Source organism: Microbacterium esteraromaticum (genome assembly GCF_016907315.1).
GTDB lineage: Bacteria > Actinomycetota > Actinomycetes > Actinomycetales > Microbacteriaceae > Microbacterium > Microbacterium esteraromaticum.
In genome coordinates, this window is the sequence record NZ_JAFBBS010000001.1 from 649,181 (window position 1) to 670,172 (window position 20,992).

The following is a 20,992-nucleotide window of genomic DNA, read 5'->3' on the forward strand; positions in this document are numbered from 1 at the left end:
GCGCGTCCCCGATCGGGGACGCGCCTTCTTCGTCTGGTGGTGCGGAGTCAGACGGCGCTGACCGCGTGCATGGCCCGGCTCGCGTCGGTGATGCTCGTCGTGAGCGACGGGTAGGCGGCGAAGACCCGGGCGACCTGATCGACCGTCATCCGTCGCTCGACCGCGATGGCGAGCGGGTAGATGAGCTCGGATGCCCGAGGTGCGACGATCACGCCGCCGATGACGGTTCCGGACCCTCGGCGCGCGATGACCTTCACGAACCCGTCCTTGATGCCGAGCATCTTCGCGCGCGGGTTGGCGGCGAGCGGCAGCTTGTGCGCGATGCCGTCGGCCTCGCCGTTCTCGATGTCCTGCTCGGAGAACCCGACCGTCGCGATCTCGGGCGCGGTGAAGATGTTCGCGGTGATCTTGCGCTGCTCGAGCGGGATCACGATGTCGCCGAGGGCGTGGAAGACAGCCGTGCGGCCCTGCATCGAGGCGACGGATGCCAGCGGGAAGAAGTTCGTGCAGTCGCCGACCGCGTAGACGTTGGGCACCGAGGTGCGCGCAACACGGTTGACGCGGACGTGACCGGACTCGGTCAGCTCGATGCCGGCCTCTTCCAGACCGATCCCGGCGGTGTTCGGGATCGATCCGACCGCCATCAGGCAGTGGCTTCCCTCGACCGTGCGCCCATCGGCGAGCGTGACGAGAACGCCGTCGTCGGTGCGCTCGACGCTCTCGGCCCGCGCCTTCGAGAGCACCTGCATGCCACCGCGGGTGAAGACCTTCTCGAGCACCTTCGCGGCATCCTGGTCCTCGCCGGGAAGCACCTGGTCGCGGCTCGACACGAGCGTGACCTTCGCGCCGAGGTTCATGTACGCCGAGGCGAACTCCGCACCGGTGACGCCGGAGCCCACGACGATCAGGTGCTCGGGCAGCGCCTTCATGTCGTACAGCTGGGTCCACGTGAGGATCCGCTCGCCGTCCGGCTTCGCCGTGGGCAGCTCGCGCGGCGACGCACCAACGGAGACGACCACCGTATCCGCCTCGACGCGGTCGAAGTCGGTGCCGCCGGGGCCGGTGGCGACGACGATCGCGTTCGGACCCTCGAGGCGGCCGTGGCCGGAGATGATACGAACGCCGGCCTCGAGCAGGGTGGCGCGCATGTCCTCCGACTGCTGGCCCGCGAGGGCGAGCAGTCGCTTGTTGACCGCGGCGAGGTTGATGGCGATCTCGGGCTTGAGGGGCTTGTCGTTCGCACCGCGCGCATAGAACTGCACGCCGAGGTCGCTCGCCCCGGCGATGGCGACCGCTGCGTCGGCGGTCGCGATGAGGCTCTTCGACGGCACGACGTCGGTGAGCACGGCCGAGCCGCCCACCCCGACGCGCTCGACGAGCGTCACATCCGCTCCCAGCTGGGCGGCGGCGATCGCCGCCTCATACCCACCGGGGCCGCCGCCGAGGACGGCGACGCTCTGCCTGTTCGCGAAGGAAGTCTGAGACATGAACTCCATTCTTCCGCAATCCTGGCACCCGCCCTGCCACCTTCCTAGAGTGGACTCATGCGTGACACCACCCTGAACCCCCTGGACGACCCGACGGCGGACCCGTTCGCCGTCGCAGCCGATGCGGCCGCCGACATCGCGCGCCTCACCGGGGTCGACCACCACGACATCGCCCTGACCCTCGGCTCCGGCTGGGGCAAGGCCGCTGAGCTCATCGGCGAGACCGTCGCCACGGTCCCCGCGACCGAGGTGACAGGGTTCTCGAAGCCCGCTCTCGAGGGCCACGTCGGCACACTGCGCAGCATCCGCACCCCGAACGGGAAGAACGTTCTCGTGATCGGCGCGCGCACCCACTACTACGAAGACCACGGCGTGCGCCGCGTAGTGCATTCGGTGCGCACCGCCGCCGCCACCGGCGCCGAGATCATGGTGCTCACCAACGGCGCCGGCGGCATCCGCGAGACATGGAAGCCCGGCCAGCCGGTGCTGATCAGCGATCACATCAACCTCACCGCCGACTCTCCTCTCGAGGGCGCGACGTTCATCGATCTGACCGACCTGTACTCGACCCGCCTGCGCGACATCGCGCGCACGGTCGACCCCACCCTCGACGAGGGCGTGTACACCCAGTTCCGCGGTCCGCATTACGAGACTCCGGCCGAGGTGCAGATGGCGAAGGCGATCGGTGGTCACATCGTCGGCATGTCGACCGCCCTCGAGGCCATCGCCGCCCGCCAGGCGGGCATGGAGATCCTGGGCTTCTCGCTGATCACGAACCTGGCCGCGGGCATCCAGAAGACCCCGCTGAGCCACGACGAGGTCATAGAGGCGGGCCGTGAGGCGGAGCCGGTGATCTCGGCGCTGCTCGCCCGGGTGATCGAGGCGCTGTGAACGAGCGCCTCTCCCAGGCGCGCGCCTGGCTGCGACAGGATCCGGATGCCGAGACACGCGACGAGCTCGCGGGCATCATCACTCGCGCCGCAAGCGGCGACCCCGCCGCTGCAGCGGATCTCGACGACCGTTTCGGCAGCCGCCTCGCCTTCGGCACAGCCGGCCTGCGCGGTGAGCTCGGCGCCGGCAGCAACCGCATGAACCGGGTGCTCGTGACGCAGGCGGCAGCCGGCTTCGCCGGCTACCTGCTGCAGCGCGACTCGGGCTCGGGACCGCGCCCGACCGTGGTGATCGGCTATGACGGGCGCCGCAACTCGCGCCGCTTCGCCCTCGACTCCGCCGAGATCTTCGCCGGTGCGGGTCTGCGCGCCGTCCTGCTGCCCCGCCTGCTGCCGACGCCCGTGCTCGCCTTCGCAGTGCGTCATCTGCAGGCGGATGCCGGAGTCATGGTCACCGCGAGCCACAACCCGCCGAACGACAACGGCTACAAGGTGTACCTCGGCGGCGCAGACGAAGGATCCCAGATCGTCGCACCCGCTGATGCCGAGATCGCCGCGCACATCCAGCGCGTCGCCGACGCAGGCGACGTCGGACTGCTTCCCCGATCGGACGCCTATGAGGTGGCCGGGGAGGACGTCGTCGAGGCGTACATCGCCGCGACCGCCGCCGTCGCACCCGCGCCGTTCGGCGTGCAGGAGATGCGCTGGGTGTACACTGCCATGCACGGTGTGGGCTGGGAGACCTTCTCACGCGTCGTGAAGGCGGCCGGGTATCCGGCGCCGCGCATGGTCGATGCACAGCGCGATCCCGACCCCACCTTCCGCACGGTGTCGTTCCCGAATCCCGAGGAGCCGGGCGCGATGGATCTCGCCTTCGCTCGCGCACGTGAAGCCGACGCCGAGTTCATCATCGCGAACGACCCGGATGCCGATCGTCTCGCGGTAGCGATCCCGGATGCCTCCGCTGAGGGCGGCTGGCGCCGTCTGACCGGCAACGAGGTCGGTCTGCTCCTCGGATGGCGCGCTGCTCGCGCGGCTCAGGGACAAGAAGGCGCATCCCTCGCCTGCTCGCTGGTCTCATCGCCCGGGCTCGGCGCTGTCGCCGAGCGGTACGGGCTCGACTTCCACGAGACGCTGACGGGATTCAAGTGGATCTCCCGTGCGCCCGGCATGGTGTTCGGATTCGAAGAGGCCCTCGGCTATCTCGTGAACCCGGGCACCGTGCGCGACAAGGACGGCATCTCCGCTGCGGTCGCGCTGCTGGGGCTCGCCGCCGAGGCCAGGGTGCGCGAGAGCAGCATCGCCGGCCTGCTCGACGAGCTGGGCTCTGAGATCGGGCACTTCGCGAGCGGCCAGGTGTCAGTTCGTGTCGATGACCTCTCGCTGATCGCCGGAACGATGTCGTCGCTGCGAGCGCAGCCGCCGGCATCGTTCGGCTCTCGTGCCGTCGCGTCCGCCGAAGACCTCGCTGCGGGCGATGCGGGTGTGCCGGCGGGCGATGTGTTGCGCTACCGTCTCGACGACGGGTCGCGGGTGATCGTGCGCCCGAGCGGCACCGAGCCCAAGCTCAAGGTGTACATCGACGCGCGCGGCGACAGCCCGGCAGCAGCGGCGTCCGCCGTCGCCGAGCTCGAGTCCGCCGTGCGGGATCTGCTCTCCGAGCGTCGCTGAGTGCTGGCCGTCGTCACCGCCGCGACCGTCGTCGCGGCGGTGACCCAGCGCGTCACGGGGCTCGCGTTCGTCCTCGGTGGTCGTTGTGTGCACGGCCGTCGGCCTCTTCGCACGACGATAGTCTCGATCCATGGCCCGCACGCGCTCCACGCGCATCCTCCTCCGCGTCCTGTGGTCTCTGGGAGCCCTGGTCGTGCTTCTCGTCGTCGGCACCGTCGTATGGAGCCAGGTCGGCGTCATGGGCGCCGAGCCCGGCCCGCTCGCCGAGGCGGAGAACAACCCCGCCGTGACGATCGAGCAGACACCGGAGGGCGTCGTGCTCTCTCCCGCCGATGGCGACTCGGAGGTCGGCCTCGTGTTCGTCCCCGGCGCGAAGGTCCAGCCCGAGGCCTACCTCTCGACACTTGAGGATCTCGCCGCAGACGACGGCATCACCGTCGTCATCACACGGCCGTGGCTGAACCTCGCGTTCTTCGATCCGCGAGGGCTGGACGCGTTCACTTCGGCCGCGCCCGAGGTCGGCACGTGGATCGTGGGCGGGCATTCGCTGGGCGGGGTGCGCGCCTGCCAGCTCGCGGCGGACGCCGATGCGCTGGTCCTCTTCGCCTCGTACTGCGCGAACGACCTGTCGGAGTCAGCGCTGCCTGTACTGAGCCTGTCGGGCAGTGAGGACGGACTGTCGACGCCGCAGAAGATCGCGGATACCAGGCACCTGCTTCCGGAGAGCGCCGAGCTCATCGAGATCGATGGCGCGTCGCACGCGTCCTTCGGCGCGTACGGCCCGCAGGCCGGCGACGGCACTCCTGCGATCTCGGACGACGACATGCGCGCAGAGATCACCGAGTCGGTCGGCGCTCTCGCCGCCGGGCTCGACTGACGTCAGTGGTCGAGAAGCGGATGCAGATGCCGGGAGGCCAGCACGACGGATGCTGAGCGGGCACCCGCCGACAGGGCCTGCGCAACCGTCGCGCCCGAGAGGCGCGCGTCGAGCACCCCCGCCAGGAAGGCATCACCTGCGCCGTTCGTGTCGACGACATCGACCGGCGCCGCACTGACGCGATGCGCGTTCCCCTCGGAGTCGATCGCGACCGCACCGTCGGCGCCGAGCGTGCACACCGCCAGCGACGCGCCCGCCGCCACCCGCGACCGCAGGAAGGCGACCGGGTCGTCGAGCCGATCGGCATTGCAGAACACCGCGTCGGCGGCTGCGAGGAACGGTCGATGGAATTCCGCTTCGCCGTCGTAGTCGTGCACGTCGACCCAGACGGGACGTCCCGCGCGCTGTGCGAGCGGCAGCAGCCGCAGCGGCTCGGCGGCGAGGTCCAGCACGAGCGCGTCAGCGGCCTGCATGGCGGCCTCGATCGCGGAGTCGTCTGCACCGTCGCCCGGCGGCGGGGACGCGAGGTACAGCGACACCCGCTCGCCCGCTCGCGTCATCAGGTTGAGGTGCCGCTCCGTGACCTCAGCGTCCGCCCAGAGGGTGGGCACGCCGGCATCCGCCAGCGCGGCACGCACCCGCATGCCGGCACCGTCGTTCGCGCTCATCGCATACAGCAGGACGTCGCGCCCCAGAGCGGTGAGGCTCAGTGCCTTTCCCGCGCTCGTGCCGCCGACGGTCTCCCACGAGTCCTCGGCGAACTGCATGTGCGGCACAGGCTCGGGCAGCCTGTCGAGCACGACGAGCGTGTTCCACGATGCCGGGCCCGCGATGAAGACCGAGCTCATCGGCCGCTCAGCGCTCGAAGCCCTCGGCGACCATCTCGACCAGCTCCTCACGCTCCTCGACCGGCAGGAAGGCGGCCGAGGCGGCGTTGAACTGGAAGGCCTCGAGGTCGTCGAGGTCGTAGCCGAACGCGTCGACGAGCAGCGACAGCTCGCGGGTGAGCGAGGTGCCGCTCATGGTGCGGTTGTCGACGTTCACGGTGACCGAGAAGCCGAGCTGGTAGAGCAGGTCGAACGGGTGGTCGGCGAGTTCGTCGCCCCACTGTGCGATCGCCCCGGTCTGCAGGTTCGACGAAGGCGAGAGCTCGAGCGGTATCTCACGGTCGCGCACCCAGCGCGCCAGGTCGCCGAACTGCACCTGCACCTCGTCTCCCTCGCGCTCGATCACCTGCAGGTCCTCGGCGATCCGCACTCCGTGGCCCAGACGCAGCGCACGCCCGTCGATCAGGGCCGAGCGGATGGATGCCGGGCCCGCTGCCTCCCCCGCGTGCACCGTGACGGGCATGAACTCCCCGGCGAGGTAGTCGAACGCCTCGCGGTGCTGCGAGGCAGGGAAGCCGTCCTCAGGTCCGGCGGTATCGAAGCCGACGACGCCCGCCTCGCGGTGTCGGACGGCGAGCTCGGCGATGTCGCGCACCCGGTCGTTCTGACGCATGGCGGAGAGGATCTGTCCCACCCGGATGCTGTGACCCGCGGCATCCGCCTCGTCCTCCCCCTCCTCGATGCCGCGCTGCACGGCACGCACCGCGTCGTCGAGGCTGACGCCGCCCGCAAGATGCTGCTCAGGCGCCCAGCGCATCTCGCCGTAGATCACGCCGTCTGCGGCGAGGTCGGCGACGAACTCGCGCGCGACCCGGGTCAGGGCCGCCTCCGACTGCATCACGGAGGTGACCAGATCGAACGTCTTCAGGTACTCGACGAGGGAGCCGGCGTCGCTCTGCTTCGCGAACCAGCGGCTGAGGCCCTTGGCGTCCTGCGCCGGGACCTCGAGTCCCGCCGCGTCGGCGAGCTCGAGGATCGTCGCGGGGCGCACGCCGCCGTCGAGGTGGTCGTGCAGCGAGATCTTCGGCAGAGCGCGCAGTTCGTCGATCTTCATGGGTGATCCTCCGGGATTCAGGCGGTGATGCGCTCGCGCACGATGGGCTGAGCGGCCGGCGCCACCGAGGGGTCGCCGATCTCGTATGCGCCCTCGAGGGCGTCGAGCGCACGAGCGAAACGGGCGTCGTCGTCTGCCGACAGCGTGAACAGGGGCTGACCGGCGGTGACCCGCTCACCCGGCTTGACGGCGAGGTCGATGCCAGCGGCGAAGACCACCGGATCCTCGGCGCGCGCACGGCCGGCGCCGAGACGCCAGGCCGCGATGCCGAACGGCAGAGCGTCCATCCGGGTCACGACGCCGTCGCGTTCGGCGGTGACGACGTGCGTTTCGCGTGCGGTCGGCAGCGGGGCATCCGGGTCGCCGTCCTGCGCGCGGATCATCGCCTTCCAGCTGTCCATCGCACGGCCGTCGTCGAGAGCGGCCTCGACATCGGCGTCAGGCTGACCTGCGAGCGAGAGCATCTCGCGGGCGAGGGCGATCGTCAGCTCGCGCACGTCGGCGGGGCCGCCGCCGGCGAGGATCTCGACCGACTCGCGCACCTCGTTGGCGTTGCCGATCGCGAGGCCGAGCGGGACGTTCATGTCGGTGAGCAGCGCGGTCGTCGCGACACCGGAATCGGTGCCCAGCTCGACCATCGTGCGAGCGAGCTCACGCGCACGGTCGATGTCCTGCATGAACGCGCCGTTGCCGAATTTGACGTCGAGCACGAGTGCGTCGGTGCCCTCGGCGATCTTCTTCGACATGATGCTCGATGCGATCAGCGGGATCGCCTCGACCGTTCCCGTCACATCCCGCAGCGCATAGAGCTTCTTGTCGGCCGGGGCGAGGCCCGACCCCGCGGCGCAGATCACCGCGCCCACGTCGCTCTGCATCTGCGCGAACATCTCGTCGTTGCTGAGCGCGGCGCGCCAGCCTGGTATCGACTCGAGCTTGTCGAGCGTTCCGCCGGTGTGGCCGAGACCGCGTCCGGAGAGCTGAGGAACGGCGACGCCGAACACGGCGACGAGCGGTGCCAGCGGCAGCGTGATCTTGTCGCCGACGCCGCCGGTGGAGTGCTTGTCGACGGTCTTCTTGCCCAGGGTGGCGAAGCTCATCCGCTCCCCCGACGCGATCATGGCGTCGGTGAGCACCCGGATCTCGTCGCGCTGCATGCCGCGCTGGAACACCGCCATCGCGAACGACGCCATCTGGGCGTCGGAGACGTATCCGCGCGTGTAGGCGTCGACCATCCAGCGCAGCGCCTTCTCCGGGACGACGCCGCCGTCGCGCTTCGCGCGGATGACGTCGATCGCGTCGAACGCCTCGACGGCCTGGTGCCCGCTGGGCGCGAGCGACTCCTGCGTGCTCATCGGACGTCCTCCAGATCGCGCGGCCCGAAGGCGTCGGGCAGCACCTCGTCGATGGTGCGGATGCCCGAGACCGTCTCGAGCAGCATCTCGGGGCTGGAGTGCTCGAACAGCAGCTGACGGCAGCGGCCGCACGGCATGATCGTCTGCCCGTCGTTGTTCACGCACACGAACGCGACGAGCCGGCCGCCGCCCGACATGTGCAGATCGCCGACGAGGGCGCACTCGGCGCACAGCCCGACGCCGTACGAGGCGTTCTCGACGTTGCAGCCGGAGACGAGTCGTCCGTCGTCGACGAGAGCCGCAGCTCCCACCTTGTACCGCGAGTACGGCGCGTACGCCTTGTGCATCGCCTCGGTGGCGACCTGTCTCAGCTCGTCCCAATCGATGTCGGTCACGTGTTCTCCTATGACTTGATGTACGGTTCGCCGTCGGCTGCCGGCGGGCGGGAGCGCCCGACCAGGCCGGCCACCGCGAAGATCGTCACGACGTACGGAAGCATGAGCATGAACTGGCTGGGCACCGGCGAGCCGATGACGCTGAGCACGCCCTGCAGGTTGGTGGCGAAGCCGAACAGCAGCGCCGCGAGCGTCGCGCGGATCGGGTCCCACTTGCCGAAGATCACGGCGGCGAGGGCGATGAAGCCCGCACCCGCGGTCATCTCCTGGTTGAACCTGGGCACAGACACGAGCGTGTAGAACGCGCCACCGAGGCCGGCCACGGCACCGCCGAGCAGCACGGCGCGGTAGCGGGTCGCCGCGACCTTGATGCCCACCGTGTCGGCCGCCTGCGGGTGCTCGCCCACGGCGCGCAGACGCAGACCCCACCGGGTGCGGTACAGGCCGAACCAGACCAGCGCCACGACCGCGTACATGAGGTACACGATGAACGACTGCTGGAACAGGATCGGGCCGATCAGGGGGATCTCGCTCAGCACCGGGATCGGAACGACCGAGAAGGTGTCGGGGCTGTTCATGGTCTCGGTGTTCGGGGCCAGCACCTGACGGAACAGGAACGTGGTGATGCCGATCACGAGCACGTTCAGAACCACGCCGACGATGACCTGGTCGACGTAGTACGTGATCGTGAAGACGCCGAGCACGAGAGCGACGAGCACACCCGCCAGCATCGCGGCGACCAGACCGGCCCACGGGGTGCCCGCGAGCGAGCCGGCGACAGCCGCGGTGAAGGCACCGGCGAGCATCTGCGCCTCGATGGCGATGTTCACGACGCCTGCGCGTTCGCCGATCACGCCGCCGAGGGCACCGAAGATGAGCGGAGTAGCGAGCGCCAGGGCTCCCGCCAGCAGTCCGATCATCGGCAGCGTCGCGCCCGCGCCTGCCCAGGCGAGGAAGCCGATCAGCAGCACCGCGACGTACGCGACGATCAGCCAGAGCGGCAGACGACGGTGCGCCTTGACCGTCATGGCCGCGTACCCGGTGCACAGCGCCAGCAGCAGCACCGCGATCCACGCGGTGGGGGTGGCCGGCAGCAGCACGTCGGGCACGGCGATCGCGGCGTTCTGCTCGGCGAGCCGGAAGGTCGTGTCGCCTGGTCGAGGAACGAGCAGCGGCAGCAGGGCGAACAGCACGGTGAAGATGCCGAAGATGATCGGCGCTTTCCACGAGACGACGGTGACGACGCGCGGCTGGTCGATGTCGCCCTGCGGCGCACCGGTCACGGGAGCGGTGATGCTCATGCCGACACCTTCTTTCCCTCGGTCTGGTTGCGACGGGCCTTGGCGATCCGCTTGGCCTTGCGGCTCGGACGGCCCGGCTGGGGAAGTCCGAAGATGGCGCGCACCAGAGGCGGCGCGGCGATGAAGAGCACGATCAGGGACTGCACGACGAGGATGATCTCGACCGGGATGCCCTGCGAGGACTGCATCGTGAAACCGCCGGTCTTGAAGGCGCCGAACAGCAGGCCCGCGAAGAGGATGCCGATCGGCGACGAGCGTCCGAGCAGCGCGACGGTGATGGCGTCGAAGCCGATGCCGGCGTCGATGCCGCCGCTGAAGCCGCGCACCTCGGTGCCCAGCACCTGGCTGACGCCCGCGATGCCGACGAGCGCGCCGGCGATGAGCATGACGACGAAGTACATGCGCCCGACGTCGATGCCGGCGACCTTGGCCGCCGAGGGGTTCTCACCCACCGCGCGGAAGCGGAAGCCGAGAGACGAGCGCTCGAGCAGCCACCAGGTGAAGGCGACGGCGATGAGTGCGAGCAGGAAGCCGGCGTGCAGCTTGTAGCTGGGTCCGAGCAGCTGCGGAAGCACCGCCGTCTCCGCCATCGGAGCGGTCTTCGGGTTGCTCGAACCGGGGGCCTGCAGCAGGCCCTGCGTGGCGAGCATCCACGCCAGCAGATAGAAGGCGATGTGATTGAGCATGATCGTCGTGATCACCTCGTGTGCACCGGTGCGGGCCTTCAGCAGACCAGCGATCCCGGCCCAGATCGCCGCGGCGATCAGGCCGGCGACGATCGCGACGACGAGGTGCAGGCCCATCGGCAGGTCCATCGCGGTGGCGACGTAGCCAGCGGCGGCTGCGGCCATCAGCATCTGCCCCTGGCCGCCGATGTTGAAGAGTCCGGCGCGGAATGCGAGACCGACGCCGAGACCGGCGGCGATCAGCGGGGTGGCGAACTTCAGCGTCTCGGTGAGGGGTCGGATGCCCTTGTCGAACGTCTCGGCGTTGAAGTTGTAGATCGCCCCGCGGAACAGCGCGGCGTAGGCGCCGGTGACGGCCTCCCAGATCGCGGCGAAGGTGTCGCCCGGCTGCGCGAAGAAGTAGCCGGACGCGGCCTGCACCTCTTCATTGGTCGCGGCGATCATGATCGATCCGACGATGACAGCGAGCAGCACGGCCAGCAGAGAGATGATGCCGTTGCCGGTGACGATGGCCTGCAGCGCGGTCTGCCAGCGCGAGGGGGCGACCTTGGTCTCGGGTTCGGCGAGCGGGGCCGGCGTCTGCGGTGCCGGTGTCTGGGTCGCGCTCATGCGCTCTCTCCGTTCGTGGAGGTGATCGGGCTCGCCGTGGTGTCGGCCGCGGTCTCGGACATGCCGGCCATCATGAGGCCGAGCTTCTCGCGCGACGTGTCGCCGGGGACGATTCCCATGATCCGGCCGCGGTACATCACGAGGATGCGGTCGGCGAGGGCGGCCACCTCGTCGAGCTCGGTGGATATGACGATCACCGGCACGCCCGCGTCGCGGGTCTCGATGACGCGCTTGTGGATGAACTCGATCGAGCCGACGTCGACGCCGCGGGTGGGCTGTGCGGCGACGAACAGCGCGAGGTCACGGCTCAGCTCGCGAGCCAGCACGACCTTCTGCTGATTGCCGCCGGAGAGACGGCCCGCCGCCTGGTGCGGACCCTGCGTGCGGATGTCGAACTCAGCGATGCGGTCGTGGGCGAAGTCGTGCAGCAGTGAGCGCTGCACGGTGCCGGCCTTGACGAAGGGCGCGCCGTGCGAGCGATCGAGCATGAGGTTCTCGGCGATCGAGAACTCCTTGACCAGACCGTCGACGCTGCGGTCCTCGGGCACGAAGCCGACGCCCGCGTCCAGGATCTGCCGAACGGTGCGGCCCACGAGCTCCTGCCCGTCGAGGCGGATGCTGCCGCGGACGTTCTCCTGCAGGCCGATGATGGCCTCTGTGAGCTCGGTCTGGCCGTTGCCCTGCACACCCGCGATCGCGAGCACCTCGCCGCCGCGCACCTCGAACGAGGCGCCGTCGACGACGACGGTTCCAGCCGGGTCGGTGACGGTGAGGTCGCTGACCACCAGCCCGTTGCCGCGCACGGATGGCGTCTCCTTGTGGACGGTCAGCTCGACGGCTCGACCCACCATGAGCGAGGCGAGCTCCTCGTTCGACGCGGTCGGCGACGCCTCGCCGACGACCTTGCCGAGCCGGATGACGGTGATGCGGTCCGCGACCTCGCGAACCTCGCGCAGCTTGTGGGTGATGAAGACGATGGAGGTGCCCTGCTCCTTGAGCTGGCGCATGGTCGCCATCAGCTCATCGGTCTCCTGCGGCGTGAGCACGGCGGTCGGCTCGTCGAAGACGAGCACCCGCGCTTCGCGGGAGAGGGCCTTGATGATCTCGACGCGCTGCTGGACGCCGACCGGCAGGTCTTCGACGAGGGCATCCGGATCGACGTCGAAGCCGAACCGGTCGGAGATCTCGCGAACCCGTGCTCGAGCCGCGTTCAGGTCGAGACGACCGCCGAACGTCGTCTGCTCATTGCCGAGCATGACGTTCTCGGCGACCGTGAAGACGGGGATGAGCATGAAGTGCTGGTGCACCATGCCGATGCCTGCGGCCATCGCGTCGCCGGGGCCGGCGAAGTTCTGGACGACGTCGTCCAGCAGGATGTCGCCCTCGTCCGCCTGGTAGAGGCCGTAGAGCACGTTCATCAGCGTCGACTTGCCGGCGCCGTTCTCACCGAGAAGACAGTGGATCTCACCCGCTTCCACGGTGAGATCGATGTGGTCGTTGGCTGTCAGCGCGCCGAACCTCTTCGTGATGCCGCGCAGTTCAAGCTTCATGTTCTGATCCTATTCAGGCAGAAACGGGGAGGCCGGCATTCGCCGACCTCCCCGATCCGGACGGTCTTACTTGCTCAGGTACGAGGTGACCTTCACCTTGCCGTCGATGATGTCCTGCTGCAGCTGCGTGACCTCGTCCTGCAGGCCCGAGTCGACCTTGTCTGCGAAGTTGTGCAGCTCGGCGATGCCGACGCCCTTGTTCTCGAGCGTGCCGACATACGCTTCGGCGTCGAACTCGCCCTCACCGCTGGAGAGCACGGCCTGGTAGGTCGACAGGTCCATCGCCTTCAGCACCGAGGTGAGCACGACGTCCTTCGTGCTCGGGTCGGTGACGAAGAGGTCGGCGTCCGCGCCGATCAGGGCGATGTCCTTGCCGGACTCCTTGATGGCCTGCTGCGCCGACTGGTAGATCGGGCCGCCGACGGGCAGGATCACGTCGACGCCCTGGTTGAGGATGTTGACAGCGACCTGCTTGGCGTCGGGGTTGGCCTCGAAGCCGCCCGTGAACGAGCCGGTCTTGCCGTCCCAGCCGACGACCTTGACGTCCTTGCCCTTGACCTCGTTGTAGTGGTCGACGCCCTGCTTGAAGCCGTCCATGAAGATCGTGACGGTCGGGAACTCCATGCCGCCGAAGGTGCCGACCTTGCCGGTCTTCGAGTAGCCGGCCGAGAGGTAGCCCGCGAGGAACGCGGCCTCAGCCGTGTTGTAGAGCAGCGGCTTGACGTTGGCCGCGTCCTTCTCGCCGTTGAAGTCGTTGTCTGCCGCGTCGTCGACCAGGATGAAGTCGATGTCCTCGTTCGCGGTCGCCGCCTCGACGGTCGCCTGCGACAGCGCGAAGCCGACGGCGACGATCGCGTCGCAGCCCTCGTCGACGAGGTTCGTCACGTTGGGGCCGTACTCGGTCTCGGCGTTCGACTGCACGTCCTTGAGCTCGACGCCGAGCTCGTCGGCGGCCTTCTTCGCACCCTCGAACGAGAGCTGGTTGAAGGACTTGTCGTCGAAGCCGCCCATGTCGGACACGATGCAGGGCAGGAAGTCGGATGCAGCGGGCTTGTCGCCGTCGCCTGACGGCTTGTCAGCGGGAGCCTGGCCGCAGGCGGCGAGACTCAGAACGACACCGGCGGCGACTGTGACGCCGAGCAGCTTCTTGGTGATGGAGATGGACACTCATGCCTCCCGGGAAAGTTCCGCGGACATCGCGGATCGATCGAGGTTACCCAGTGTTACGGGATTCGTGCACGCCCGGCCCCGAAGTGCTGGCGAAAGGTTACAAATCCGCAATCATGACCCGCGAGTGCGCTTGGCCGTGCCTCACAGGACACGTCAGAGCACGTCGTCCCGACCGGTCAGCTTGAGCGACTCGACGACCCCCTTGACCCGCTGGGCGTGCTCGACCGTCGTCACCAGCAGCGCGTCGTCGGTGTCGACCACCACGATGTCCTGCACTCCGACGAGACTGATCACACGCGTCGTCTGCGACACGAGGATCCCGCTCGCCGCATCCGACAGCACCCGGGCGCGCGGCCCGAGCACGGCGAGGTCGTTCTTGCGCCCGTTGGTGATGAGCTTGGTGAGCGAGGCGAAGTCGCCCACATCGTCCCAGTCGAAGTGGCCGGGAACGACGGCGAGACGCCCGCGCTCCGCAGCGGGCTCGGCGACGGCGTAGTCGATGGCGATCTTCTTCAGCCTCGGCCAGATGCGGTCGACGGCGGGCCCACGGCGTTCGCGGTCGTCCCACGCCTCGGCGAGCTCGATGAGACCGGCGTGGAGCTCCGGCTCGTTCTCCCGCAGCTCGTCGAGCAGCACGCTCGCCTTGGCGATGAACATGCCTGCGTTCCAGAGATGGGCTCGGTCGGCGACGTAGGCCTTCGCGGTCTCGAGATCGGGCTTCTCGACGAAGCGGTTCACGAGGGCCGCCTCGCGGGCGCCGTCGACGACGAGCTCAGCCCCCTTCTCGATGTACCCGAAGCCGACGGCCGGCTCTGTCGGGGTGATCCCGATGGTGCAGATGTACCCTTCGCGTGCCACCTCGACGGCGTCTCGCACAGCGAACTCGAACACGCGCGTGCCGCGGATGACGTGATCGGCGCTGAACGAGCCGATGATCACATCGGGGTCGCGCCGGTGCAGGATGGCGGCTGCGAGCCCGATCGCCGCAGCGGACTCGCGCGGCTCGGACTCGAGGAAGACGTTGGCATCCTGGATGCCGGGCAGCTGCGCCTCCACGGCCGCGCGGTGCGCGCGGCCGGTCACCACAGCGATGCGGTCCTCCCCCGCCAGCGGCGCCAGCCGGTCCCACGTATCGCGCAGGAGCGAATGGCCCGAGCCCGTCAGGTCGTGGAGGAACTTGGGGGCATCCGCCCGCGACAGCGGCCACAGCCTGCTGCCGATCCCGCCCGCGGGGATCACCGCGTAGAAGTCATCGATTCGTGACATGCCTCACACCCTAGCCGGGCCGATCGGGACGCCCTCCGCGGCACCCGTCCGCCTGACCCCCGACCGTGAGACGGGGATCTGCGGCTAAGGGTGCCCTTCGTCGCACCCAGCCTTCTGACAGGAATAGGATGAGTGAGGTCGGGCGTGCCCGGATGCATGCACGACGTCTCATCGATCAGGGAGGACGACGTGTCCACGAGCACACGCTTGACACCGTCGATTTCGGAGACCACGTCACGGTCCCCGCGCGGCACACTGTATCGGGGCCGCGAAGGCATGTGGTCGTGGGTGCTGCACCGCATCACCGGCGTCGCGATCTTCTTCTTCCTTCTGGTGCACGTCCTCGACACCTCGCTCATCCGCGTGTCGCCTGAGGCGTACGACGCGGTGATCGGCACCTACAAGAACCCGGTCATGGCCTTCGGCGAGGTGGTGCTGGTCGCCGGCATCGCGTTCCACGCGTTCAACGGCCTGCGCATCATCATCGTCGACTTCTGGTCGAAGGGCGCGAAGTACCAGCGCCAGCTGTTCTGGATCGTGCTCGGCCTGTGGGCGGTCGTGATGCTCGGCTTCGTGCCGCGCCACCTGTCGCTCGCGTTCGCCGGATTCGGAGGGGGTCACTGATGACCACGCAGACCGCTGTGCCCGTCGCCCGTCGTCAGCGCGGAGTCAACCTCGAGAAGTGGGGATGGCTGTTCATGCGCGGCTCGGGCGTGCTGCTCGTCGTGCTGATCTTCGGCCACCTTTTCGTGAACCTGATGGTCGACGAGGGCATCCACCAGCTCGACTTCGCGTTCATCGCCGGCAAGTTTGCCACGCCGTTCTGGCAGTGGTGGGACGTTCTGATGCTGTGGCTCGCGCTGCTGCACGGCGCGAACGGCATGCGCACCATCGTCAACGACTACGTCACCCACGAGAAGGCCCGCAAGGCTCTCGTCTGGGCGCTGGGCCTGGCGGCGGCGCTCCTCATCATCCTGGGCACCCTCGTGGTGTTCACGTTCGACCCCTGCGCGGGCGTCCTCGAGGACGGCTCGATGTGGGAGACCTGCCAGGCACTGGGCAAGTAAGCGAAGAAGGCAGATCATTGACTACGCAGACCTCTGACTCCGTCGTGCGCGACGGGGTGCACTACCACCAGTTCGACATCGTCATCGTCGGCGCCGGCGGCGCCGGCATGCGCGCCGCCATCGAGGCGGGCCCCGGCGCGAAGACCGCCGTGATCACCAAGCTGTACCCCACGCGCTCGCACACCGGCGCGGCGCAGGGCGGCATGGCTGCGGCCCTCGCGAACGTCGAGGACGACAACTGGGAGTGGCACACCTACGACACGGTCAAGGGCGGCGACTACCTCGTCGACCAGGACGCGGCTGAGATCCTCGCCAAGGAGGCGATCGACGCGGTCATCGACCTCGAGAACATGGGCCTGCCGTTCAACCGCACGCCCGACGGCAAGATCGACCAGCGCCGCTTCGGCGGCCACACGGCCGAGCACGGCAAGACGCCGGTCCGCCGCGCCTGCTACGCCGCCGACCGCACGGGTCACATGATCCTGCAGACGCTGTTCCAGAACTGCGTCAAGCTCGGCATCAACTTCTTCAACGAGTTCTACGTCCTCGACCTGATCACGGTGAAGGACGCCTCGGGCGCCACGCAGGTCGCTGGCGTCGTCGCGTACGACCTCGCCACCGGCGACCTGCATGTCTTCCAGTCCAAGGCCGTGATCTTCGCGACCGGCGGCTTCGGCAAGATCTTCAAGACCACGTCGAACGCGCACACCCTCACCGGCGACGGGGTCGGCATCGTCTGGCGCAAGGGCCTGCCGCTCGAGGACCTGGAGTTCTTCCAGTTCCACCCGACGGGTCTCGCGGGCCTGGGCATCCTGCTCACCGAGGGCGCCCGTGGTGAGGGCGCGATCCTGCGCAACGCCTCGGGTGAGCGCTTCATGGAGCGCTACGCCCCGACCATCAAGGACCTCGCCCCGCGAGACATCGTCGCGCGCAGCATGGTGCAGGAGGTGCTCGACGGACGCGGCGCCGGCCCCCACAAGGACTACGTGCTGCTCGACTGCACGCACCTGGGCGCCGAGGTGCTCGAGACCAAGCTCCCCGACATCACCGAGTTCGCGCGCACCTACCTCGGTGTCGACCCGGTTGTCGAACCCGTCCCGGTGATGCCGACGGCGCACTATGCGATGGGCGGCATCCCGACCAACAACGACGCCGAGGTTCTCTCCGACAACTCGACCGTCGTCCCCGGCCTGTACGCGGCCGGCGAGTGCGCGTGCGTGTCGGTGCACGGCTCGAACCGCCTCGGCACCAACTCCCTGCTCGACATCAACGTGTTCGGCAAGCGGGCAGGACGCAACGCCGTCGAGTACGTCAAGACCGCCGACTTCGTGCCGCTGCCCGAGAACCCCGCCGGTTTCGTCAAGGACATGGTCGAGGGTCTTCGGAACAACCAGGGCACCGAGCGCATCGCCGTGCTGCGCAAGAAGCTGCAGGACGAGATGGACAAGGGCGCCCAGGTGTTCCGCACCGAGGAGTCGCTGACCCACGTGCTCGGCGTCATCGAGGAGCTGCGCGAGCGCTACAAGAACATCCACGTCGACGACAAGGGCAAGCGCTTCAACACCGACCTGCTCGAGGCCGTCGAGCTGGGCTTCCTGCTCGACATCGCCGAGGTCGTCGTCTACGCAGCCCGCAACCGCAAGGAGAGCCGTGGCGGCCACATGCGCGACGACTTCCCGAAGCGCGACGACGAGAACTTCATGAAGCACACGATGGCCTACCTGGTGGGAGACGCGCACTCCTCCGACGCCTCGGACCACATCAAGCTGGACTGGAAGCCCGTGGTCGTCACGAACTACCAGCCCATGGAGAGGAAGTACTGATCATGACCGATGTCGTAGAGGCACCAGCCGACGCCGCCAACGACTCGGGGGTGCAGTCCTTCCTGGTCACCTTCAACATCCGCCGCTTCGACCCCGAGGTCGACGAGGAGCCGCGCTGGGTGGATTACGACGTCGAGCTCTACGCGACCGACCGCGTGCTCGACGCTCTGCACAAGATCAAGTGGGAGGTCGACGGCTCGCTCTCGTTCCGCCGCTCCTGCGCCCACGGCATCTGCGGTTCCGACGCCATGCGCATCAACGGCCGTAACCGTCTGGCCTGCAAGACGCTGATCAAGGACCTCGACATCTCGAAGCCGATCTACGTCGAGGCCATCAAGGGCCTGCCGCTCGAGAAGGACCTCATCGTCGACATGGAGCCGTTCTTCGCCTCCTACCGCGAGGTGCAGCCCTTCCTCATCGCGAACTCGACGCCCGAGAAGGGCAAGGAGCGCGTGCAGTCGATCACCGACCGCGCGATCTTCGACGACACCACCAAGTGCATCCTGTGCGCCGCGTGCACCTCGTCGTGCCCGATCTTCTGGACCGACGGCCAGTACTTCGGCCCGGCGGCGATCGTCAACGCCCACCGGTTCATCTTCGACTCGCGCGACGACGCCGGAGACGTGCGCCTCGACATCCTCAACGACAAGGAGGGGGTGTGGCGCTGCCGCACCACCTTCAACTGCACCGAGGCCTGCCCCCGCGGCATCGAGGTGACCAAGGCGATCGCCGAGGTCAAGCAGGCAGTGCTGCGCGGCGGCCGCTGAGCGCAGACAGCATCATGCGCGCCCGACTGACTCGTTCAGCCGGGCGCGCTGCTGTATGGGGACAGCGGGTGGCGGAGCTCTTCCCCGTGCGCGTCTGGCGGCGCTTCCTGCGCCGCAACGGCTTCCTGCTCTCGGCCGGCATGGCCTATCAGGCGCTGTTCGCGCTGTCGGCGCTGGTCTACGTGACGTTCGCCGTGGCGGGTGTGTGGCTGGGCGGCAGCGAGCCCGCCGTCGAAGCTCTGATCCGGATCGCGAACAGCTACCTGCCCGGCATCATCGACGAGGCGGGCACCGGTCTCGCCAGGCCTGAGGATGTGCGGGACATCGCCGTGGCGGCGACCAGCAGCTTCACCGTCACCGGCGCGATCGCGGCCGCGGTGTCGATCTGGGCGGCGATCGGCGCTGTCACCTTCACCCGACGCGCCGTGCGCAACATGTTCGGCCTTCCCTTCGACTCGCGCAGCTACATGCTGCTCAAGCTGCGCGACGCGCTCGGCGCGCTCGCATTCGGCATCGCCCTGCTCGTCGGCGCCGTGCTCTCGGTAGCCGGGGTCTGGGCGCTGGGCGGCCTGCTCGAGCTGCTCGGCTGGCAGATCGGCAGCGTGCCGTACGCCGCGCTCGTGCGCGCCTCGTCGGTGCTCGTCATCGTGACCATCGACGCGACCGCGATCGCTCTTCTCGTGCGGTTCCTGACCGGGACGTCGATCCGCTGGCGGCGGATCTGGCCGGGCTCGACGCTGGGCGGCGTCCTGGTGGCCGCGTCTCAGCTCGGCGCCGGCCTGCTGTTCGCGCACAGTCCGGGCAATCCGCTGCTGGCGACATTCGCCGTGATGGTAGCGCTGCTGCTGTGGTGCCGGATCGTCGCTGTGCTGATCCTTCTGGCGGCCACCTGGATCGCGCTCAGTGCGCACGATCGCGACGAGCCGCTCGAGCGACCCGATCCCGCTGCGGTGCAGAGAGCACACCTGGTCGACGCAGAGCGTCAGGCCCGTGAGCGTGTGCGGGCCGCCGGCGCGGAGCTGCAGCGGGCGTCATGGCGGCATCGCCGAGCGCGTCGCACCGAGCTGCTCATCGCGCAGGCGGAGTGGGCGGATGCGGCGGCGGAGCTGGATGAGGCGGAGCAGGGCAGCAGTGTCGGCAGCTCTCATTAGGCTGGATGCCATGCCTCATCTGCGTATCGCCTCTGTCAACGTCAACGGGATCCGTGCGGCCGTGCGCAACGGCATGCACTCCTGGCTGGAGACGGCGGATGTCGACATCCTGACCCTGCAGGAGGTGCGAGGTCAGGACGAGCACCTTCTCGAAGCGTTCCCCGACTGGTCGATGCTGCACGACCCCGCCACGGCGAAGGGCCGCGCAGGCGTCGCCGTGCTCAGCCGGACCCCCGCTCTCGCCTCCCGCACCGCGCTGGGTGCCGACGACTTCGACTCGGCCGGCCGCTGGCTCGAGGCGGACTTCGAGATCGGCGGCATGCCGCTGACTGTCGTCAGCGCCTACGTGCACTCCGGCGAGGCCGACACCCCGAAGCAGATCGAGAAGTGGAAGTTCCTCGACGCGATGGGGTCGCGCATGGCGCAGCTGGGCGCCGATGACGCCCACGCGCTCGTGACGGGAGACCTCAACGTGGGCCACCAGCCCTTCGACATCCTGAACTGGAAGGGCAACGTGCGCAAGTCCGGCTTCCTCGCGCGTGAGCGCGCGTACTTCGATCGCTTCCTGGGGGCCGCAGGCGAGGCCGTGCTCGGACAGGAGGGAATCGGCCGCGGCATGGTCGGTGAGCTGAGCGACACCCGCTCGTTCGCCACGGAGGGCGGCGGTCTGGGACTCGGATGGGTCGACGTGGGACGAGCGCACCACGGCCCTGTACCCGGCCCGTACACGTGGTGGTCGATGCGCGGCAAGGCATTCGACAACGACAGCGGATGGCGGATCGACTATCACCTCGCCACCCCGCCCCTCGCCGCGCGCGCCACCGGCTACACGGTCGCACGTGCCGCGACCTACTCAGAGCGCTGGAGCGATCACGCCCCCGTGATCGTCGACTACACGTACTGAGCACCACACGATCACCCGCCCGGACGGTCGACGGCACCCGCACCACCCGGCGGATGCGCATGACACAGCCCCATAGGATTGACCC

19 protein-coding genes are annotated in these 20,992 nt (G+C 68.8%); 9 read left to right on the top strand and 10 right to left on the bottom strand.

Annotation, left to right across the window (positions count from 1 at the left end; all coding sequences use genetic code 11):
- Nucleotides 1-47: 47 nt before the first annotated feature.
- On the bottom strand, nt 48-1,496 hold the full coding sequence (locus JOE67_RS03225) for an NAD(P)H-quinone dehydrogenase (RefSeq protein ID WP_204974120.1): 1,449 nt from the start codon (nt 1,494-1,496) through the stop codon (nt 48-50).
- A gap of 48 nt (nt 1,497-1,544) precedes the next feature.
- Here JOE67_RS03225 and JOE67_RS03230 point away from each other — a divergent pair, with 48 nt between their 5' ends.
- From JOE67_RS03230 to JOE67_RS03240, 3 genes are all read left to right on the top strand, one after another.
- Nucleotides 1,545-2,378: a purine-nucleoside phosphorylase gene (locus JOE67_RS03230; protein ID WP_204974121.1), complete on the top strand. Its 834-nt coding sequence runs from the start codon at nt 1,545-1,547 to the stop codon at nt 2,376-2,378.
- Nucleotides 2,375-4,048 carry a phosphohexomutase domain-containing protein gene (locus JOE67_RS03235; protein WP_204974122.1) on the top strand — a complete coding sequence of 558 codons (1,674 nt, stop codon included), beginning with the start codon at nt 2,375-2,377 and terminating at the stop codon, nt 4,046-4,048. The genes JOE67_RS03230 and JOE67_RS03235 overlap by 4 nt, the downstream gene beginning before the upstream one ends.
- Before the next feature lie 130 nt (nt 4,049-4,178).
- Nucleotides 4,179-4,925 carry an alpha/beta hydrolase gene (locus JOE67_RS03240; protein ID WP_204974123.1) on the top strand — a complete coding sequence of 249 codons (747 nt, stop codon included), beginning with the start codon at nt 4,179-4,181 and terminating at the stop codon, nt 4,923-4,925.
- 2 nt (nt 4,926-4,927) lie between these two features.
- On the opposite strand, the gene JOE67_RS03245 is transcribed toward JOE67_RS03240, so the two are convergent.
- From JOE67_RS03245 to JOE67_RS03285, 9 genes are all read right to left on the bottom strand, one after another.
- Entirely contained in the window at nt 4,928-5,773 is an 846-nt protein-coding gene (locus JOE67_RS03245) for a carbohydrate kinase family protein (protein WP_204974124.1), read from the bottom strand.
- 7 nt (nt 5,774-5,780) lie between these two features.
- On the bottom strand, nt 5,781-6,866 hold the full coding sequence (locus JOE67_RS03250) for an adenosine deaminase (protein ID WP_204974125.1): 1,086 nt from the start codon (nt 6,864-6,866) through the stop codon (nt 5,781-5,783).
- Between the two features lie 17 nt (nt 6,867-6,883).
- Nucleotides 6,884-8,218 carry a thymidine phosphorylase gene (locus tag JOE67_RS03255; RefSeq protein WP_204974126.1) on the bottom strand — a complete coding sequence of 445 codons (1,335 nt, stop codon included), beginning with the start codon at nt 8,216-8,218 and terminating at the stop codon, nt 6,884-6,886.
- A complete protein-coding gene (locus JOE67_RS03260; RefSeq protein WP_204974127.1) occupies nt 8,215-8,613 on the bottom strand; it encodes a cytidine deaminase in 399 nt (132 codons plus the stop codon). The genes JOE67_RS03255 and JOE67_RS03260 overlap by 4 nt, the downstream gene beginning before the upstream one ends.
- A gap of 8 nt (nt 8,614-8,621) precedes the next feature.
- Nucleotides 8,622-9,914 carry an ABC transporter permease gene (locus JOE67_RS03265; protein ID WP_204974128.1) on the bottom strand — a complete coding sequence of 431 codons (1,293 nt, stop codon included), beginning with the start codon at nt 9,912-9,914 and terminating at the stop codon, nt 8,622-8,624.
- The gene (locus JOE67_RS03270) at nt 9,911-11,209 is read right to left on the bottom strand and encodes an ABC transporter permease (RefSeq protein ID WP_204974129.1); all 1,299 of its coding nucleotides are present in this window, start codon (nt 11,207-11,209) and stop codon (nt 9,911-9,913) included. Before JOE67_RS03270 ends, JOE67_RS03265 begins: the two co-directional genes overlap by 4 nt.
- On the bottom strand, nt 11,206-12,759 hold the full coding sequence (locus JOE67_RS03275; RefSeq protein WP_204974130.1) for an ABC transporter ATP-binding protein: 1,554 nt from the start codon (nt 12,757-12,759) through the stop codon (nt 11,206-11,208). The genes JOE67_RS03270 and JOE67_RS03275 overlap by 4 nt, the downstream gene beginning before the upstream one ends.
- A 66-nt stretch (nt 12,760-12,825) precedes the next feature.
- Nucleotides 12,826-13,926: a BMP family lipoprotein gene (locus JOE67_RS03280; RefSeq protein ID WP_338041479.1), complete on the bottom strand. Its 1,101-nt coding sequence runs from the start codon at nt 13,924-13,926 to the stop codon at nt 12,826-12,828.
- Between the two features lie 156 nt (nt 13,927-14,082).
- Entirely contained in the window at nt 14,083-15,195 is a 1,113-nt protein-coding gene (locus tag JOE67_RS03285; protein WP_204974131.1) for a mannose-1-phosphate guanylyltransferase, read from the bottom strand.
- A 189-nt stretch (nt 15,196-15,384) separates the two neighbouring features.
- Between JOE67_RS03285 and sdhC the strand changes: the two genes are divergently transcribed.
- From sdhC to JOE67_RS03315, 6 genes are all read left to right on the top strand, one after another.
- Nucleotides 15,385-15,819: a succinate dehydrogenase, cytochrome b556 subunit gene (gene sdhC / locus JOE67_RS03290; RefSeq protein ID WP_338041480.1), complete on the top strand. Its 435-nt coding sequence runs from the start codon at nt 15,385-15,387 to the stop codon at nt 15,817-15,819.
- Nucleotides 15,819-16,262, top strand: coding sequence for a succinate dehydrogenase hydrophobic membrane anchor subunit (locus JOE67_RS03295; protein WP_204974133.1), 444 nt, complete (start codon nt 15,819-15,821; stop codon nt 16,260-16,262). The genes sdhC and JOE67_RS03295 overlap by 1 nt, the downstream gene beginning before the upstream one ends.
- 17 nt (nt 16,263-16,279) lie before the next feature.
- Nucleotides 16,280-18,085: a succinate dehydrogenase flavoprotein subunit gene (sdhA, locus tag JOE67_RS03300; RefSeq protein ID WP_204974134.1), complete on the top strand. Its 1,806-nt coding sequence runs from the start codon at nt 16,280-16,282 to the stop codon at nt 18,083-18,085.
- 2 nt (nt 18,086-18,087) lie between these two features.
- A complete protein-coding gene (locus JOE67_RS03305) occupies nt 18,088-18,852 on the top strand; it encodes a succinate dehydrogenase iron-sulfur subunit (protein ID WP_204974135.1) in 765 nt (254 codons plus the stop codon).
- A 68-nt stretch (nt 18,853-18,920) separates the two neighbouring features.
- The gene (locus tag JOE67_RS03310) at nt 18,921-20,003 is read left to right on the top strand and encodes a YhjD/YihY/BrkB family envelope integrity protein (RefSeq protein WP_204974136.1); all 1,083 of its coding nucleotides are present in this window, start codon (nt 18,921-18,923) and stop codon (nt 20,001-20,003) included.
- 10 nt (nt 20,004-20,013) lie between these two features.
- A complete protein-coding gene (locus JOE67_RS03315) occupies nt 20,014-20,907 on the top strand; it encodes an exodeoxyribonuclease III (RefSeq protein ID WP_204974137.1) in 894 nt (297 codons plus the stop codon).
- Nucleotides 20,908-20,992 lie beyond the last annotated feature (85 nt).